Origin of the sequence: Mesorhizobium loti, assembly GCA_014189435.1 — a bacterium.
Classification (GTDB): domain Bacteria; phylum Pseudomonadota; class Alphaproteobacteria; order Rhizobiales; family Rhizobiaceae; genus Mesorhizobium; species Mesorhizobium loti_G.
On the sequence record CP050293.1, the window covers coordinates 6,367,519 to 6,385,522 of the forward strand.

Annotated in this window: 18 protein-coding genes and 1 pseudogene; 11 read left to right on the forward strand and 8 right to left on the reverse strand. The window is 64.2% G+C overall.

Annotation, left to right across the window (positions count from 1 at the left end):
• The first annotated feature begins 51 nt into the window (after positions 1 to 51).
• The 6 genes from leuD (at position 52) to HB777_30515 (ending at position 4,601) form a co-directional block, all read left to right on the forward strand.
• Positions 52 to 657: a 3-isopropylmalate dehydratase small subunit gene (leuD, locus tag HB777_30490; GenBank protein ID QND67847.1), complete on the forward strand. Its 606-nt coding sequence runs from the start codon at positions 52 to 54 to the stop codon at positions 655 to 657.
• 72 nt (positions 658 to 729) lie between these two features.
• Positions 730 to 1,653 (forward strand): hypothetical protein, encoded by a 924-nt coding sequence (locus HB777_30495; GenBank protein ID QND67848.1) that lies wholly within the window; start codon positions 730 to 732, stop codon positions 1,651 to 1,653.
• 319 nt (positions 1,654 to 1,972) lie between these two features.
• Entirely contained in the window at positions 1,973 to 2,356 is a 384-nt protein-coding gene (locus HB777_30500; protein QND67849.1) for a RidA family protein, read from the forward strand.
• A 14-nt stretch (positions 2,357 to 2,370) separates the two neighbouring features.
• On the forward strand, positions 2,371 to 2,721 hold the full coding sequence (locus HB777_30505) for a glyoxalase (GenBank protein QND67850.1): 351 nt from the start codon (positions 2,371 to 2,373) through the stop codon (positions 2,719 to 2,721).
• A gap of 288 nt (positions 2,722 to 3,009) precedes the next feature.
• Complete coding sequence (gene leuB / locus HB777_30510; protein QND67851.1) at positions 3,010 to 4,113, forward strand: 3-isopropylmalate dehydrogenase; 1,104 nt, start codon at positions 3,010 to 3,012, stop codon at positions 4,111 to 4,113.
• A 5-nt stretch (positions 4,114 to 4,118) separates the two neighbouring features.
• A complete protein-coding gene (locus tag HB777_30515; protein QND67852.1) occupies positions 4,119 to 4,601 on the forward strand; it encodes a GNAT family N-acetyltransferase in 483 nt (160 codons plus the stop codon).
• Here the strand turns inward: HB777_30515 and HB777_30520 are convergent.
• On the reverse strand, positions 4,591 to 5,232 hold the full coding sequence (locus tag HB777_30520; GenBank protein QND67853.1) for a DUF805 domain-containing protein: 642 nt from the start codon (positions 5,230 to 5,232) through the stop codon (positions 4,591 to 4,593). The genes HB777_30515 and HB777_30520 overlap by 11 nt on opposite strands.
• Before the next feature lie 70 nt (positions 5,233 to 5,302).
• On the reverse strand, positions 5,303 to 6,016 hold the full coding sequence (locus HB777_30525; GenBank protein QND67854.1) for a DUF805 domain-containing protein: 714 nt from the start codon (positions 6,014 to 6,016) through the stop codon (positions 5,303 to 5,305).
• A gap of 154 nt (positions 6,017 to 6,170) precedes the next feature.
• Between HB777_30525 and HB777_30530 the strand changes: the two genes are divergently transcribed.
• Entirely contained in the window at positions 6,171 to 7,589 is a 1,419-nt protein-coding gene (locus HB777_30530; GenBank protein QND67855.1) for a glycosyltransferase family 4 protein, read from the forward strand.
• On the opposite strand, the pseudogene HB777_30535 reads toward HB777_30530, so the two are convergent.
• Positions 7,586 to 9,456: pseudogene (locus HB777_30535) on the reverse strand (DEAD/DEAH box helicase). The gene HB777_30530 and the pseudogene HB777_30535 overlap by 4 nt on opposite strands.
• A 455-nt stretch (positions 9,457 to 9,911) precedes the next feature.
• On the opposite strand from HB777_30535, the gene HB777_30540 reads away from it, so the two are divergent.
• Positions 9,912 to 10,946: an aspartate-semialdehyde dehydrogenase gene (locus HB777_30540; protein QND67856.1), complete on the forward strand. Its 1,035-nt coding sequence runs from the start codon at positions 9,912 to 9,914 to the stop codon at positions 10,944 to 10,946.
• A gap of 311 nt (positions 10,947 to 11,257) precedes the next feature.
• On the opposite strand, the gene HB777_30545 is transcribed toward HB777_30540, so the two are convergent.
• A complete protein-coding gene (locus tag HB777_30545) occupies positions 11,258 to 11,665 on the reverse strand; it encodes an ACT domain-containing protein (GenBank protein QND67857.1) in 408 nt (135 codons plus the stop codon).
• 187 nt (positions 11,666 to 11,852) lie between these two features.
• Here HB777_30545 and HB777_30550 point away from each other — a divergent pair, with 187 nt between their 5' ends.
• From HB777_30550 to HB777_30560, 3 genes are all read left to right on the forward strand, one after another.
• Positions 11,853 to 12,758: a hypothetical protein gene (locus HB777_30550; protein ID QND67858.1), complete on the forward strand. Its 906-nt coding sequence runs from the start codon at positions 11,853 to 11,855 to the stop codon at positions 12,756 to 12,758.
• Between the two features lie 416 nt (positions 12,759 to 13,174).
• Positions 13,175 to 13,585: a DoxX family protein gene (locus HB777_30555; protein QND67859.1), complete on the forward strand. Its 411-nt coding sequence runs from the start codon at positions 13,175 to 13,177 to the stop codon at positions 13,583 to 13,585.
• Between the two features lie 18 nt (positions 13,586 to 13,603).
• Positions 13,604 to 14,131 carry an SRPBCC family protein gene (locus HB777_30560; GenBank protein ID QND67860.1) on the forward strand — a complete coding sequence of 176 codons (528 nt, stop codon included), beginning with the start codon at positions 13,604 to 13,606 and terminating at the stop codon, positions 14,129 to 14,131.
• Between the two features lie 191 nt (positions 14,132 to 14,322).
• On the opposite strand, the gene rpsP is transcribed toward HB777_30560, so the two are convergent.
• The 4 genes from rpsP to HB777_30580 form a co-directional block, all read right to left on the reverse strand.
• Complete coding sequence (gene rpsP / locus HB777_30565; protein ID QND67861.1) at positions 14,323 to 14,724, reverse strand: 30S ribosomal protein S16; 402 nt, start codon at positions 14,722 to 14,724, stop codon at positions 14,323 to 14,325.
• Between the two features lie 39 nt (positions 14,725 to 14,763).
• Complete coding sequence (locus HB777_30570; protein ID QND67862.1) at positions 14,764 to 15,096, reverse strand: chorismate mutase; 333 nt, start codon at positions 15,094 to 15,096, stop codon at positions 14,764 to 14,766.
• 7 nt (positions 15,097 to 15,103) lie between these two features.
• Complete coding sequence (gene ffh, locus HB777_30575; GenBank protein QND67863.1) at positions 15,104 to 16,699, reverse strand: signal recognition particle protein; 1,596 nt, start codon at positions 16,697 to 16,699, stop codon at positions 15,104 to 15,106.
• Positions 16,700 to 16,989: 290 nt separating this feature from the next.
• Positions 16,990 to 17,952, reverse strand: a complete 963-nt coding sequence (locus HB777_30580; GenBank protein ID QND67864.1) for a CPBP family intramembrane metalloprotease — start codon at positions 17,950 to 17,952, stop codon at positions 16,990 to 16,992.
• Between the last annotated feature and the right edge of the window lie 52 nt (positions 17,953 to 18,004).

The window sequence follows — 18,004 nt, forward strand, 5'->3', positions numbered from 1 at the left end:
GTAAACCGGGCCTCAGCAAATTCCCCCGCAACGAAAACACGGGCAAAAGCCATGGAAAAATTCACCAAGCTCACCGGCGTCGCCGCTCCGATGCCGATCGTCAATGTCGACACCGACATGATCATCCCCAAGGATTATCTCAAGACGATCAAGCGCACCGGGCTCGGCACCGGCCTGTTCGCCGAAATGCGCTACAAGGACGACGGTTCGGAAAACCCGGATTTCGTGCTCAACAAGCCGGCCTACCGCAAGGCGCAGATCCTGGTCGCCGGCGACAATTTCGGCTGCGGTTCATCGCGCGAACACGCGCCGTGGGCGCTGCTCGACTTCGGCATCCGCTGCGTCATCTCGACCTCATTCGCCGACATTTTCTACAACAACTGCTTCAAGAACGGCATCCTGCCGATCACCGTCAGCCCCGAGGATCTCGAGAAGCTGATGGACGACGCCTCGCGCGGCTCCAACGCCACGGTGTCGGTCGATCTCGAAGCCAAGGAAATCCGCGGTCCCGACGGCGGCGTCGTCACATTCGACCTCGACGACTTCAAGCGGCACTGCCTGCTCAACGGGCTCGACGATATCGGCCTGACCATGGAGAAGGCCGGCGCCATCGCTTCGTTCGAGAAGCGCAACGCCGAACAGCGCCCCTGGGCCTGAGCGGCGCGCTCGGGACAGACAGGCCCGGCCGCTTTCAGGCCGGGTTCGTGGCGACTGAGTGGAGGGACAGACATGACTCGTTCGCTTCTTGCCGGCACTTGCGGGCTGACGCTTCTTCTGATGACTGCCGCTTTGAGCCATGCCCAGACGCAGACGCCCGCCGCGCCGCCTGCGGTGGAAAAGCCTGCCGCCGACCAGGGCACGGACGCCGCCGACGCTACCGATGACGACAAGCAGGCGCCTGTACCCTTCGAGGACGGCACGCTGACCATCACCCAACCGGAACAGGACGGCGAGAAGGTGCTTGCCTATGACGGCAAGCAGCTGGCCACCAACTATGACGTCTTCTTCGACAGAATAGTCGAGGTCGGCGGCGTCAAGGTGGCGCTGTTCGATGTCGGCGATGGCGGCAATCAGTGCGGGCCGGCGACGGTGATCGTCTGGAAGCCGGAAGGCGGCACCATCCAGAGCACCACCGTCGAGCAGGACGATTGCGGCGCACCGCCTTCAGCGGTGTCCGACAACGCCATCTATTTCGTGCCCTATCTGTTGCCGGGGGATCAGAAGCCGGCTTTGCAGTGGTCGCCGACCGACGGGCTGACGATTTCGGGCAATCTGAGCTACATGCCGGAACCCGGCACGGACTGGAAAGACATCGATCCGGAAAAGTACCAGAACATCATCGACGCCTTCCACAACGAGGCTGTCTACAGGCTAGCTGAGTCGCTGCTCGGCAAGGACATGCCCGACATGGCGACCAGCCTGCTGGTCGGCGGCGGCACGGAAAAGACCGCTTCGGGCGCCTTCTACGCCAGCGGCTGCGTGCCGCATGACTGCGGCGGCAATGACGGCTTCATGGCGGTCGACCCGGCCCAGCACAAGCTCTACTTCGCCCGCCGCGGCGACAAGCCCGAGCCAGATGCCTGGCCGGCGGTGGCGACATGGCCGGCCGATGTGAAGGAGGCGCTGGACAAGGCGCTGGGGGCGGCGAATTAGCCTTTTCGCGCGCCGCGGTGGCCACCACGCCTTCGTCATCCTCGGGCTTGACCCGAGGATCCATGCCGTGATCGCGGTCACAGGGCGCGGCGGGGCAGAATTCTGAACCGCTGCAACGCCTTGAAGTCGCGGCATGGATCCTATGGTCTGCGCCGCGTCGCTTCGCTCCTTGCTTCGCCATAGGATGACGATGAGAGGGATGCTCTGGCTAATCTCCGAGGTTGCGCTTGCCACATGGTGACAACTGTCATTCCCGTCTGGCCCATGGCCGGATCAACACCTTCCCTGCAAGATGACCACCACTCTGCGAGGGACACCCATGCGTAAACTCATCTCCACCGGCTCGCCGTTCGAAAAGACCGCCGGCTATTCGCGTGCCGTGGTGCAGGGCGATTGGTGTTTCGTCTCCGGCACCACCGGCTACGACTATGCGACGATGACGATGCCGGAGACGGTGGAAGCGCAGACGCGCAATTGCCTGGCGACGATTTCCAAGGCGTTGAAGGACGGCGGCTTCGAAATGGCCGACGTGGTGCGGGCGCATTACTACATCACCGACCAGGCCTTCGTGGATATCGTCTTCCCGATCCTCGGCGAGACGTTCGGCGACATCAGGCCGGCGGCGACGATGATCGTCTGCCAGCTCAACAGACCGGAAATGAAGATCGAGATCGAAGTCACGGCGCTGCGGCGCACGGCGTGAAAGGCGGGCCGACGATGAAAGTCCAACGCATCGTTGCCAACATCGAGACATCGGATGTCGCGGCGGCGAAGCGCTTCTACCAGGACGTGCTCGGCCTCGATGTGCTGATGGATTTTGGCTGGATCGCCACCTACGGCTCGCAAGCCAAGATGGATGTCCAGGTCAGCTTCATGGCGCAAGGCGGCTCCGGCACGCCGGTGCCCGACCTCTCCATCGAAGTCGATGATGTCGATGCGGCGCTTGACGCCATGAAGGCCGCCGGCTTCGCCATCGAATACGGACCGGCCGACGAGCCCTGGGGCGTGCGCCGCTTCTATGTGCGCGATCCGTTCGGCCGGCTGGTCAACATTCTTTCGCATCGGTGATGGTTTAGCCTGGATTCCTCGCCCCCACGAAAGTGGGGGAGAGGTGGCTCGGCGAAGCCGAGACGGAGAGGGGGACCGTGCTCTACGAAGGCCCCCTCTCCGGCCGCTTCGCGGCCACCTCTCCCCCGCCTTTGGCGGGGGCGAGGAACCCAGGTTCTGAGAGGCCTGGCGCGGCGGCATGCGGCATAGCTACACCTGTTCTGCGCCGCAGCGCTCTTCCTCCCCTTGCATGCAACTCGCTTGGCGTTTAGCAAAGCGCCGGTTCAATTCTTTCCAGGACGGTTTTCCATGGCAACGAAGCATCTTTTCCTGCTCCCCGGCGACGGCATCGGTCCGGAGGCCATGGCCGAGGTCAAGAAACTGATATCAGCCATGAACGACAAGCTCGGCAGCGGTTTTACCACCGAGGACGGGCTGGTCGGTGGTTGCGCCTATGACGCGCATGGCGCGGCGATCTCCGATGCCGACATGGAAAAGGCGATGGCGGCCGACGCGGTGCTGTTCGGTGCCGTCGGCGGTCCGAAATGGGATGCGGTGCCCTATGAGGTTCGCCCTGAAGCCGGCCTGCTGCGCCTGCGCAAGGACATGGAGCTGTTTGCCAATCTTCGTCCGGCCATCTGCTATCCGGCGCTGGCGGCGTCCTCCTCGCTCAAGCAGGAGGTGGTCGAAGGCCTCGACATCCTCATCGTGCGCGAGCTGACCGGCGGCGTCTATTTCGGCGAGCCCAAGCAGATCATCGATCTCGGCAACGGCCAGAAGCGCGGCATCGACACGCAGGTCTACGACACGTTCGAGATCGAGCGCATTTCCGGCGTCGCCTTCGAGCTGGCGCGCACGCGCAAGAACCACGTCACCTCGATGGAAAAGCGCAATGTGATGAAGTCGGGCGTGCTGTGGAACGAGGTCGTCACCCAGACCCACAAGGCGCGTTATTCAGACGTCAAGCTCGACCACATGCTGGCCGATGCCGGCGGCATGCAGCTGGTGCGCTGGCCAAAACAGTTCGACGTCATCGTCACCGACAATCTGTTCGGCGACATGCTGTCCGACATCGCCGCCATGCTGACCGGCTCGATCGGCATGCTGCCGTCGGCCTCGCTTGGCGCGCCTGACGTGAAGACCAAGAAGCGCAAGGCGCTCTACGAGCCGGTGCACGGCTCGGCGCCCGACATTGCCGGCAAGGGCATCGCCAACCCGATCGCCATGATCGCGTCCTTCGCCATGTGCCTGCGCTATTCCTTCGGCATGGTCGATGAAGCCGACCGTGTCGAAGGCGCGATCGCCGCCGTGCTCGACGCAGGCCTGCGCACCAAGGATATTTTCTCTCCCGGCATGACCGAGGTCGGCACGGTCGAGATGGGCGACGCGATCATCGCCAGGTTCCTGGGCTGATCCCCATGGCGGTCGACGTCCGCTGGGCGACGATCGATGACGCCGCGGCACTGGCGGCCATATTGTGCGAGATGGCGAAGCATTACCGGCAGCCGCCTCTCGATGTCGACCGGGCCCTGTCTGCTGCACGCAAATGGCTTGGCGAGGAAAGCCCGGCCTATCCGCATTTCGGGCTCGCCTTCGTCGACGGCGAGGTCAGCGGCCTGGCGTCGGTGGCGATCGCGCATCCAGGCATCGATCTTGAGCGGCTGCTGTTCCTGAAAGACCTGTTCGTCTGCGAGAAGGCTCGCAACGCCGGCGTCGGCCGGGCGCTGATCGGCTTTCTCGCCGATCATTGCTTGCGCGAAGGCATCGGTCGCATCGACCTGACCACCGAGGACTGGAACGAGGGCGCACTGCGCTTCTACGATCGGCTTGGCGCCGAGCGCCACGGCCAGAAGGTCTTCCTCAGGCTTTCAGGCGAGGCGCTGAAGGCGGCTAAACCCTGACGCCCGCCGGCATCCGCCCCCAGGGATTTTCGCCCAGCTGAGACGGCGCAAGCCCCAAGACCAGCAAGGCCACCCCGCCGATAACCGGAATGAAGCTGAGCAAGACAAACCAGCCGCTCAGGCCGACATCGTGCAAACGCCGCACGGTAAGCGCGATCCATGGCAGGCCGAATGCCAAGACGAAGACAGCGGCGGGTAGGTATCCGATCGACGTCCTACCCGCATTGATGCCGAAGCCGTTGATGGCCAAATTGACGAGTATCCCGAAGCCAAGAAGCGCCATCAGCACAAGATTAAAGCATAGCCAAAAGGCCCAGAATTCCTTGCGGCGGGCGCGTCCTTTGAAATTGAAATAGTTCACGCTCACCGTGTTCCGGAAGTATGCCCACAGTCCCGTGGAACGAGTGGGCTGGTTTTCGGCGGTACGGCCGGGGGGTGACGAGGTCGTCGAATTCACGGCGACGATATTGTGCGCCGTGCCGTCATCCGGCTGGAATTCGACGAGGGCACCGCTGACGAGGGCCGCCCCTTGGGTCACATCGTTACGGACGAAGAAGTAACGCTTGCCGTCAACTCCATTGATGTAGCCGTAGTCCTGATCCTTGTCGTAGTGAAGCACCGCGCCCCGCATGCGTACCCCCATCTATGCTGCGATGGGAATACTACCCAGGGTTGCCAGCGATTGCAACATGCACGTCAGATTAAACCCTGACGCCCGCCGGCACCGGTCCCCACTGGTTTTCCCGGGCTTGCGTCGGGATCAGCGCGAAGACCAGGATGATCAGGCTGCCGATGGTCGGGATCAGGATCAGCAGGCAGAGCCAGCCCGACAGGCCGATGTCGTGCAGCCGGCGCACGATCATGCCGAGACTGGGAAGAACTGTCGCCAGCAGGAAGGTGCCGCACAGCCCAACCGTTATCGCGCCCGAGATATCGCTGTCGAAGCCGCCCATATCCATATCGGTGTACAGGCCGATGCCGCCGATGATCAGCAGGCACACCATCCAGAACAGGCTGTAGCCCCAATATTCCTTGCGGCGGGCGCGCCCGCCGAAATTGAAATAGTTTTTCGTCACGCCACGCCAGAAATAGCCCCAGAGATCGCTGGGCTCCGCAGTCTCGGAAGACCGGCCGAAATGCTGCGCAGGAGGCGGGGTCGCTGCAGGCGGACCGCTGGCCTGGGCCGGTGCGGCCTTGATGCCGGGGTCGGCGGCGGCCGCAGCGGCAGTCGGGGCGACGATCGAAAAGACGTCGCGCGCCTGGCCGCCGCCCGGCTGGAACTCGACGGCCGTGCCGTTGGGCATGGTGGTTTCCCGGCGCAGGTTTTCGCGGGTGAAGGTGTAACGGTTGCCGTCGGCCCCGGTGATGAAGCCAAACCCCTGATCCTCGTCATAGTGAAGCACTTCGCCGCGCATTTGCCACCCCCGCTCGCTACGTCCCTGCCGAAGGTGTGGCACAGGGCCGAGCCGATGGGCAATACCGGGCAGCATGGCTACCGTCTTGCCGAGAGATGAAGCATAAGGCATCAAGTGCAACCGCCGTCGCCAAAAGCAGACCCAAAAGCAGACAATGACAGCCGAGCGTTCCGATACCAGCATGGCGATAGGGGACAGAGAGGTCGCAAGGCCTCCGAGGCTGGCCATCGACGCCACCGGCCTGATGTTCTGGCCACACGGCGAGGGCCTGGCCGGCATCCCGCGAGTGGAAAGCTTTCTCATCAACGCGGCGTTGGCGGATCCCGACCCTTGCGTGGAGGTGGTGGCGTTCAGAGCCGATGAAGGCCGGTTCCGCCCACTTGCCCCCTACGAACAGGACCATGTCGCGGCGGGCGAGATTTCACCGCATCAGGTCAAGAGGTGGCCGGGAAGACGCACGGCGCTGTCGCAGGCTTTCGCGGCAGTGCGGCAGCAGCCATGGGGCAAGCGCGACGCTGACCGCCATCTCGCCAAGACGGTGACCAATGGCCGCAAAGGCATTGCCTATCAGGCGACGAGGCTGCTGATCCAGGCCTATCGTCTGTACCAGCGGGCACGGATCCGGTCGGCCCCGCGTCAGGACGTTGCAAGCCAGCCGGCCGAGACCGAACGCGGCCTTGTGCTGATCAGCCATCACATTCTGACCGGGGATGACCGAGCCGCCGTCTCGGGGCGCGCCGGTGGCGTCGCGTTTCTTTGCCACGACCTCATCCCGACACTGCGCCCCGATCTGGTTGGTATGACCCCTCGCGAGGCGCGTTTCGGGTCCTATCTCGAACACCTCGTGCGTTCCGGCGCGCCGGCATTTTGCGCATCGGAGGAAGTTGGCGCGACGCTGACCGATCATATGCGCAAGGCAGGCGTCACGCAGCCGTTGGTATACCGGTTTCCGATGCCCTCCATCCTGCACGAGACGGCTTCGCGCATGGGCGAGACTTCGCGCATCGAGGCCGCCGAGCCGTTCGTGCTCTATTGTTCGACCATCGAAGTGCGCAAGAACCACATCCTGCTGGCGCGGATCTGGCAGCAGGCGCTCGACGAGGGCGTCAAGCTGCCGAGGCTCGTCTGCGCCGGGCGCTGGGGCTGGATGATCGAGCCGCTGCGGGCTTATCTCAAGGCCCATCCGAGACTGCTTGAGCGGGTCACGTTCACCGGAGCGATCAGCGATGAGGAGCTCATCCAATATTATCGCAGTGCTTCCTTCGGCGTCTTTCCCTCGCATATCGAGGGCTGGGGCTACGGCGCCTCGGAATGCCTCGATTTTGGCGTTCCGGTCATCGTCTCGACAGCGCCGTCACTGATCGAGGCGACCGGCGGCCTGATGCCGGCGATCGATTCGCAGGATCAGCAAGGCTGGTACGAGGCGATCCGCAAGATGGCGCAGGACCATGCGTGGCGGTCCTCGCTGACGGAGCGCATCGCCCAAAACCACCGGCCGACGCCGGCGGCGGCAAGCTGGGCCGCCATCAAGGCAGGCCTGCAGGCAAGCGCGTCGAGCCGCTCAAGGTCTTAGGAAGGCCGCTTCTTCGCCTTCTTGTGCTTGGGCGCGCCGGAGGTGTCGAATTTCGGCTTGCCCGGCTTCGCCCACGGCTTTGCCTCATGCGCGGCCGCCGGGCGCTGATCGGCTGGTGCCGGTGCACGCTTCTCGAATTTGCGCTTCGGCGCGTTGGGGTCGAACGGCGCCTTGCCGCGATGCGGCTTCTTGTCTGGGTTTGGCGCCTGATAGCCGGCGCGCGACAAATCGGGCGTGCCGTCGAGCCGCTTCACCAGGATGTTGTTTTGCATTTTGCGGTCGGGGCCGATTGCGGCCAGGAAGCGGTCGGCCCAGTCGGCGGCGATCTGCACGAAGGTCTCATCCGGCTGCATCTTGATGGCGCCGATCTCGCGCTTCGAGATGCTGCCGGTGCGGCACAGCATCGGGATCAGCCAGCGCGGCTCGGCATTCTGCCGGCGCCCGATCGACAGGGAGAACCAGACGCTGTCGCCGAAATCGTCGCGGCGGCTGGGTGCCTCGTCGCGGCGTGCGAAACCTTCGCCCGCCGGTCTTTCACGCGACGGCGTGAACGGCGCGACATCCATGAGGTCCTCGGGCGCCGAGCGGCTGGCGCGGCACTGGCGCACGAAGGCGGCGGCCACCTGTTCAGCGCCATGTTTAGCCAGAAGCGCATCGATGAAACCGCGCTCGTCGTCCTTGATAGCCTCGGCAAAAACCGGATCGGCCAGAATGCGCTCGTCGTCGCGCTGGATCACGTCGTCGGCGGAGGGCGGGCTCGCCCATGTCGCCTTGAGGCCGGCGTTCTGCAAAAGCCGCTCGGTGCGCTTGCGGGCGCTGTTGGGCACGATCAGCGCGCTGACGCCCTTGCGCCCGGCGCGCCCGGTGCGGCCGCTGCGGTGCAGCAGCGTTTCCGGGTTGGTCGGCAAATCGGCGTGGATCACCAGTTCAAGATTGGGCAGGTCGATGCCGCGCGCCGCCACATCGGTGGCGATGCAGACTTTGCACGACCGTCGCGCATCGCCTGCAAGGCATGGCTGCGCTCGTTCTGGCTGAGCTCGCCGGAGAGTGCGACGACGGAGAAGTTGCGGTTGTTGAAGCGCGCGGTCAGATGATTGACGGCGGCGCGCGTGTTGCAGAACACCAGCGCGTTCTTGGCCTCGTAATAGCGCAGCACATTGATGATGGCGTTTTCCCGGTCGGGCTGGGCAACGCTCAGCGCCCGGTATTCGATGTCGAGATGCTGCTTTTCCTCGCCGGCCGCCGAAATGCGCACGGCATTGCGCTGGTAGCCTTGAGCGAGCGTGGCGATGGAGCGCGGCACCGTGGCCGAGAACATCAGGGTGCGGCGCTCGGAGGGCGCTGCGTCGAGGATGAATTCGAGGTCCTCGCGAAAGCCGAGATCGAGCATCTCGTCGGCCTCGTCCAGCACCACCGCCTTCAGCGCCGACATGTCGAGCGAGCGCCGGGTGATGTGGTCGCGCAGCCTGCCGGGTGTGCCGACGACGATATGGGCGCCGCGCTCCAGCACACGCCGCTCGGAGCGCATGTCCATGCCGCCGACGCAGGACGCCACCGTGGCGCCGGTCAGCTCGTAGAGCCATTCCAGCTCGCGCGTCACCTGCAGCGCCAGTTCGCGCGTCGGCGCCACCGCCAGCGCCAGCGGTGCGGCGGCGTGGCCAAAGCGCTCCGCGCCTTCGAGCAGGGTTGGCGCCAGAGCGAGGCCGAAGGCCACCGTCTTGCCGGAGCCGGTCTGCGCCGAAACCAGCGCATCGGCCTCACCGAGTTCGGGCGCCACAACCGCCTTCTGTACCGGCGTCAGCTCGGAATAGCCGCGTTTTTCCAGCGCCCTGGCGAGCGCTGGGACAAGTGCTTCGAAGTTGGACATCTCACTCTTTCGGAATTTAGGGTCTGCGCTCATCATGGAGCACATGCCGGGGCCGACCTAGCGCCAGCCAAAACAATCTTGGCCGTTCGTACTTCGCGCGGCCGCGATTGTACAGGGCGCGCGCAAAACCGGGCGTCGCTCGGCAATTGACTCTTGACGCAAACCGCGTAAAAGCCGGCACCGAACAGGACAGTTTCGATGCGCGGCCTTTTGATGGCGGTTCTTGCATTCGATTTCCCTGGCCACAATGCACATCATTGGGCCGGGCGCGTCGGCGCGTCTCCTCGTTCCAGCAAAACCCCATTCTTGGCCAAGAAGACTGGCAAAACCACCACCAAAACGGTGTGATTCCCTTGGCCTAACCACCCTCTCCCGGGTTCGGCCCGGGGGACGGAACCCGCATCGGCCAGCGGGTTTCTCCAAAAACCAAGCGGAGAGGGACAGGAGATTTTTCGATGAGTTTCAAGGTTGCAGTCGTCGGCGCCACGGGCAATGTGGGCCGGGAAATGCTCAACATACTGGAAGAGCGCGGCTTTCCGGTAAGCGAAGTGGTGGCACTGGCCTCGCGGCGCAGCCAGGGCACGGAAGTGTCGTTCGGCGACCGCACGCTGAAGGTGAAGACGCTCGACCAGTATGATTTTTCCGACACCGACATCTGCATCATGTCGGCTGGCGGCAACGTCTCCAAGGAATGGTCGCCGAAGATCGGCAAGCAGGGCTGCGTCGTCATCGATAATTCGTCGGCCTTCCGCTACGACCAGGACGTGCCGCTGATCGTACCGGAAGTGAACCCGGACGCGATCTCGCTGTTCACGCGCAAGAACATCATCGCCAATCCGAACTGCTCGACGGCACAGCTGGTGGTGGCGCTGAAGCCGCTGCACGACTTCGCCACCATCAAGCGCATCGTCGTCGCCACGTATCAATCGGTGTCCGGCGCCGGCAAGGAAGGCATGGACGAACTCTTTACCCAGACCCGCGCGGTCTTCGTCGCCGATGGCGTCGAGGTCAAGAAGTTCACCAAGCGCATCGCCTTCAACGTCATCCCGCATATCGACGTCTTCCTCGACGACGGTTCCACCAAGGAAGAGTGGAAGATGGTCGCCGAGACCAAGAAGATGCTCGACCCCAAGATCAAGCTGACGGCGACCTGCGTGCGGGTGCCGGTGTTCATCGGCCATTCGGAAGCGGTCAATATCGAGTTCGAGAAGCCGATCACCGCCGACGAGGCGCGCGACATCCTGCGCGAAGCGCCGGGCTGCCAGGTCTTGGACAAGCGCGAGGACGGCGGCTACATCACGCCGCTGGAATCGGCCGGCGAGGACGCCACCTTCATCTCGCGTATCCGCGAGGATTCAACCATCGACAACGGCCTGTCGATGTGGATCGTCTCCGACAATCTGCGCAAGGGCGCGGCGCTGAACGCGGTGCAGATCGCCGAGCTTTTGGTCGAGCGCGGATTGATCCAGCCGAAGAAGAAGGCGGCCTGACGGCGGGTTAGCTTTCGCTCACGGGCCGTATCGCCGCTGCCGCGGCGGGCCCTCCGCAGGGGCGCCGGACGACCGGCGGCCCGCGGTCGCCGGCTCGGCCTTCGGCCGTTAGCCAATCTCCCCCCTTGTGGGGGAGATGTCCGGCAGGACAGAGGGGGGCGCTGTCCCTCTGTCCTCTCAATCGATCTCAGTTGCGCTCACTGACCTTTTTATTGGTCACATATAAGCGAAGTTGGCGTTCCTTCACGCCCCCCTCTGCCCTGCCGGGCATCTCCCCCACGCGGGGGGAGATCGGCAGCTTGGCCGATGCGCTACACTTTGTTCTCCTCGGCCAACCCAACCAACAGCTTTAGCGCTTCCTCCGCCCGGTCCGCCGGCACGAACAGATGGTCGTGGTAGAAGGCCGAGACCGGGTTGACGCCCATGCCGGCGGTGGCGAGGCGCGTGGTGATGGCGGCGAGGAAGCCGACGGCTTCCAGCGACGAATGGATGTTCAGCGTCACCATTCGGCAGCGGAAGGAAGCGGTCAGCGCCGCTGCACTCGCCTCCTCCTCGGTCACGATCAGCGTCGTTCCCTCGCGCTCGCGAAACACCATCACCGGCTCGAGGCCTTCCGGCTGAGCGACGCCAGGCGCCAGCGTGGCGAAGACATAGGCTCCAGCCAGCAGTTCCGGCGTCATCGATGCCAGCAGTGTCTTCAGATCGGTTTCGCCGGTCATTCGTCTTCTCTCGCCTACAGAAATGGGCCGCAGCCCACATGCTCCTCAATATCCGCGACCGGCGATGGCCGATAGTGCGCACGCTGCACGGACGACATGGCGATGTCGCTGGCGGCTGGGCTTGCGGATCCGTTGCGTCGCACAATAAAGCAGCTGAGGACCAGCGCCGGTCCGCGAAAGGCTTTTGATGATCGTCCGCCCGCGCCCACGCCTTCTGCACCTGTTCTTCATCATGCGCGGCTCGGTGGTGCCGCGCATCCTGCCGCAAATCTTTGGCTTTGCCGCCTATGGCGCGCTGGTGGTGGTGGTCGTGCGGGCGCTGAAGCTCGACTTCGGCAATGCCGGCACGGCACCCTTTGCGCTGCTCGGTGTGGCGCTGTCGATCTATCTCGGCTTCCGCAACAACGCCGCCTACGACCGCTGGTGGGAGGCGCGCAAACTGTGGGGCCAGCTCGTCTTCGACATCCGCAACCTGGCGCGCGCCTCCGCCGGGCTGGTCGATGACCGGACGGAATTGCGCGGCCTGCTGATGGAAGCGATCGCCTTCTGCCACTTTCTGCGCGGTCTGCTCAGGCGGGTCGACGCGGCGCCGCAAGCCCGCGCTTTCATTGGTGACGAAACCGAGATCGTCGCCAAAGCGGCCAACGCACCCGACGCGATGGTGCGCGGCATGGGCCGCCGCATCGCCGCACTGCGCAAGGCCGGCGCGATCGACACCATCGGCTACCGTATCCTCGACGAGCGCCTGTCGGAAATCGCCGCCGCGCAGGCCGGATGCGAGCGCATCATGGGAACACCCTTGCCGTTCGCCTATACGCTGCTTCTGCAGCGCACCGCCTATGTCTTCTGCCTGCTCTTGCCCTTCGGGCTGGTCTCCGCCGCCGGCTGGGGAACACCGCTGTTCACGGCACTGATCGCCTACACCTTCTTCGGCCTCGACGCGCTGTCGGAAGAACTCGAGGACCCGTTCGGCACGGAGGCCAACGACCTCGCGCTGGATGGTCTCTGCCGTGTCTGCGAGATCTCGGTGTTCGAGGCGCTGGGCGAAACGCCGCCGAAAATGCTGCCGGCGGAGAAGTTTTATTTTTCGTAGGTGTTGGATACGGATGGCTCTGTCTTCGGAGATTGGCCGACACGGCCCTCTCTTCGTCATCCACGGGCGGAGCAGGAGCGAAGCGACGTCGCGGAGACCCGAGGATCCATGCCGCGACACTCATGATACATGAAAGCAGATCAGAATTGAGAGTCCGGCGAATAGCTAGCCATGTTCCGCACCGTTGCACTCTTCGGCTGACATCACGGCATGGATCCTAGGGTCTGCGCTCCGCTTCGCGTCGCTTCGCCCTAGGATGACGAAGGCATGTTTATCTCGACGCCAAGGTTGCCTTCGCCTCATTGTAGCGTCATCGGCGCCAAAAAGAATCCGGACCCCTTGTCGGATCGCCGCCCCATGCCGCGTCCTTGGGTCGACCCCTGCGAAAAGGGCTCGAACCATCAGGAGGGACCACCATGAGCATTTCCGAAACCGCGCCCGTATCGCCGGGCGCTTTGTGGACCGGCCGCGCGCTCAGCGGCGTCATCGTGCTGTTCATGATCTTCGACGGCGTCATCAAGCTGCCGCCGCTCGACATCGTCACCCAGACGATGGTGCCGCTCGGCTGGCCGGCGGATCCGAATGTCGCACGCATGCTCGGCATCATCGGCCTGATCTCGACGGCGCTCTACGCCTTGCCGCGCACCGCGGTGCTCGGCGCCATCCTGCTCACCGCCTATATGGGCGGCGCCATCGCCACCAATGTCCGCGTCGACAATCCGCTGTTCTCGCACACGCTGTTCGGCGTCTATCTCGGCATCATCCTGTGGGGTGGCCTGTATCTGCGCGATCCCCGGGTGCGTGCGCTGATCCCGTTCAGCCGTTAAGCCAAGAGGAAGAGAAAAATGTTTAGCACCATCCTCCTGATCCTGCTCGTCATCATCGCCGCCGTGCTCCTCTATGCCGCGACGCGGCCGAACGATTTCGTCGTCACCCGCACAGCCAGCATCAAGGCTCCGCCGGAAGCGATCTTCCCGATGATCAATGATTTCAGCCATTGGCCGACATGGTCGCCTTACGAAAAGCTCGACCCGCAGATGAAACGCACGCTGTCCGGCACGGAGAGCGGCAAGGGCGCGGCCTATGCCTGGGAAGGCAATTCCAAGGCCGGCAAGGGGCGGATGGAGATCGTCAATTCGGTGCCGTCCTCGCTGGTGTCGCTGAAACTCGATTTCGAGAAGCCGTTCAGGGCCAACAACAGCGTCGATTTCACCCTGACGCCTTCGGGCGGCAGCACCGCCGTCACCTGGGCGATGCGCGGCAGCCGGCCCTTCATCGCCAAGCTGATGGGCCTGTTCATGAATTTCGACACGCTGATCGGCAAGGATTTCGAGGTCGGCCTCGCCAATCTGAAACGCGCCACGGAGGCATGATCCGTACGGGACGCCGCAGCTTGTCTGGACGTGCGAGCGTGGCGAGTGCCGCTACCGGGATCTTTACCGCCGCGTCTACATCGACCGCTGCCCGTGCGGCTATTGATCGGGCCGCGTTCGAGAAATGAAGTCGAGATGGCAAAACGGCGGGCACATGGCCCGCCGTTTTCCTGGATGCGATAGAGCAATATTTATTCGGCGGTGGCGGCTTCGGCCTCGGCCGGTGCTGCTGCGGCGGCCGCAACGGCGGCTGCGGCGTCTTCCTGCGCCTTCTTCAGAAGGGCAGCGCGTTCCTGCGCCTTCTTGCCCGGCTCGGCCTTCTTCGGGTTGGAACGGGCGTCGCGCTTGACGAGGCCGGCCTCGTCGAGGAAGCGCAGCACGCGGTCGGTCGGCTGGGCGCCATGCGCCAGCCAATGCTTGACGCGGTCGGCATCGACCTTGACGCGCTCGCCGTCCTTGGGCAGCAGCGGGTTCCACGAGCCGATCGACTCGATGAACCGGCCGTCGCGCGGCGAACGGGCGTCGGCGATGACGACGTGGTAGTAAGGACGCTTCTTCGAGCCCGCACGGGCCAGTCGGATCTTCAAGGGCATTTCTTTTCTCCTAAAAACTCTAAGTTCGTTGATTGGGTTTCAGTTGGTTTTCGTCACGCCGTTGGAAGTGGAAGCGGCGATCTGTTCGTGGTGGCGGATCACTTCGCGGACGACGAAGTTGAGGAATTTTTCCGCGAAATCCGGGTCGAGATGGGCATCCTTCGCCAGCTGGCGAAGCCGGGCGATCTGCTGCTGCTCGCGTGCCGGGTCGGCCGGCGGCAGGCCATGCGTCGCCTTCAGCACGCCAACCGCCTTGGTGCAGCGGAAGCGCTCGGCCAGCATGTGGATAAGGGCCGCGTCGATGTTGTCGATCGAAGCACGATAGTCGGCCAGGATGGCGCGGGCGTCAGCCATATCTTTCTCTTCGTTCATGGCGTCCTCACTTCTTCTTGCCAAGGCCGGGCAGCCCGCCGCCGCCCAGACCGGGAAGCCCCGGAAGTTTCATGCCGCCGGGCAGCCCGGGCAGGCCGCCGCCGGGAAGGCCTTTCATGCCGCTGCCGAGGCCGGCTGCCTGCGCCTGCTTCTGCAGAGCTTCGAGCTGCTTGGGGTCCATCTTCGACAGGTCCGGCATACCGCCGCCCATCATGCCGCCCATGCCACCCGGCATCATGCCGCCGAGGCCCATCTTGTTGGCGAGACCGCCCATCATGCCGCGCATCAGGCCGCCGCCTTTGCCCTTGCCGCCCATCGCCTTCATCATGTCGGCCATGCCGCGGTGCATCTTGAGCAGCTTGTTGATTTCGGCCGCGTCGGTGCCGGAACCGGCGGCGATGCGCTTCTTGCGCGAGTGCTTCAGCACATCCGGATTGGCGCGCTCGGCCTTGGTCATCGACGAGATGATGGCGAGCTGGCGGCCGAACATCTTGTCGTCGAGGCCGGCGGCAGCCATCTGGTCCTTCATCTTGCCCATGCCAGGCATCATGCCCATGATGCCGCCCATGCCGCCCATTTTCGACATCTGCTGAAGCTGGCTGGCGAGGTCGTTCAGGTCGAACTTGCCCGACTGCATCTTCTTGGCCATCGCCGCCGCCTGTTCGGCGTCGATGTTTTCGGCGGCCTTTTCGACGAGCGAGACAATGTCGCCCATGCCGAGGATGCGGTCGGCGATGCGCTTGGGGTGGAATTCCTCCAGCCCGTCCATCTTTTCGCCGGTGCCGATCAGCTTGATCGGCTTGCCGGTGACGGCACGCATCGAAAGTGCCGCGCCACCGCGGCCGTCGCCGTCCATGCGGGTCAGCACGAGACCGGTGATGCCGACGCGCTCGTCGAAGCTCTTGGCCAGGTTGACGGCGTCCTGGCCGGTCAGCGAATCGGCGACCAGCAGGATTTCGTGTGGGCTCGACACCTTCTTGATGTCGGCCATCTCGACCATCAGCGGCTCGTCGATATGGGTGCGGCCGGCGGTGTCGAGAATGACGACGTCATGGCCGCCGAGCTTGGCCGCCTGGACGGCACGGCGCGCGATGTCGACCGGCGACTGCCCGTCGATGATCGGCAGCGTGGCCACCTTGACCTGTTCGCCGAGCTGGCGAAGCTGCTCCTGCGCGGCGGGGCGCCGCGTGTCGAGCGAGGCCATCAGAACCTTCTTGTTCTGACGCTCGGAAAGGCGCTTGGCGATCTTGGCCGAAGTGGTCGTCTTGCCGGAACCTTGCAGGCCGACCATCATGATGACGACCGGCGCCGGGGCATTGAGATCGATGGCGACGCCTTCGGCGCCGAGCATCTCGACCAGTTCGTCATGGACGATCTTGACGACCATCTGGCCGGGCTTGATCGACTTGACCACGGCGGCGCCGACGGCCTTCTCGCGTACCTTGTCGGTGAAGGAGCGCACCACTTCCAGCGCCACGTCGGCTTCGAGCAGCGCACGGCGCACCTCGCGCAGTGCCGCCGAGACATCAGCCTCCGACAGGGCACCGCGGCCGGTCAGGCCGTTCAGGATGGAGCCAAGGCGCTCCTGAAGCGATTCAAACATTCTTTTTCCTTTTCCCGAGCACCGGATGTGGTGCCGGAGAAATAATGCGTTCGCGCCGAGTGTCCAAGCAAAAGCCCGTGCAAGCGAAAAGCCAAAAAGCACCCGGGGGCGCTCAGCGCTGCCGGGTGTTGGCCTCCAGGATCGATTTACAGCACTTCACCTCAAAGAGGTTTCGGCGTCCTGGTCGGCTTGCTCGGAGGGATACTCGTCGCGGAATTCGGGGCGTGTAGACAGGAAATCGGCTGCAGAGTCAAGACGAGGGCCTTATCGCGTCGTTCTCCAGGCTGCATTCAGGCCGTGCTCGACTGGTCGGGCAACTCAGCGGCAACCCTCAGCGGCGAGCGCGGATGCAGCAGGAGCAAAATCGTCAGCAGGCTGCAGGCGATGCCGATGAAGGCGATGAGAACCGCATCATATGTCGTCCAGCCCGGGCCTTCGAGCGGCCTGGCGGTGAACAAAGCGAAGGAATTGTAGCTCTGCTGATGCGAGATCAGGAGAAACCCGGTCAGATTGTTGCCGAGATGAGCACCCAGGGCGGCGCCGAGATTGCCGGTGGCATAGACGACAAGCGTCAGCAGCAGCGCGAAAGCGGCGATCGAGGCCAGCACGCAAGCGTTGATGGCGGGTGACGCGCTCGCACTCCAATGCAGCGAGGTGAACAGCAGGGCCGGCAACAGCGCCCAGATGACCGGGCTCCTGAACCGGTTGGCCAGGCCGCGCAGCAGATAGCCGCGAAAAAGCACCTCTTCCGACGAGGTCTGCAACAAGGTGAGCGCGGCGATCGGGATCGCGAACAGCAGCCAGGACGGCACGCTGATCGGGCCGCGCGCGATCTCAGGCTGCAAGAGATAGAGCAGGATCTCGGATAGGAGCGATGTGATCAGCACCGCGACCAGCCCCTTGAGGAAGCCCGGCCATGAAATACGACGGCTGACGCCGATCAGCGCCGACAGCTTCTCGCCATGCACCCAGCGCATGGCGACCCAAAGGCCGATCCAGATGCCGGCGAACGAGACGAGCGCGGTGAGGATGCCGATGGGCGAGGCGAGGAAGCCCTGCATCACGCCCTCGGGTGGCGGAGCCGCTGGTGCCTGCGAGGTGAAGAATGCGTAGGTGCCGCCGAACAGCACGGCCGCGGTCGTGGCGGCCCAGAACAGGACCACGATCGCCGTTCCGAGGAAAAGCCGCGGCAAGGTCGTCCTGGCGTTCGGCGACTGCCTATAGCGCTCGAAGGCAGCCGAATCGATCGTCACGCTGGCTCCTTGGCCGATAGCACAGGGCTGCATGATCTATGAGATCGGGTGC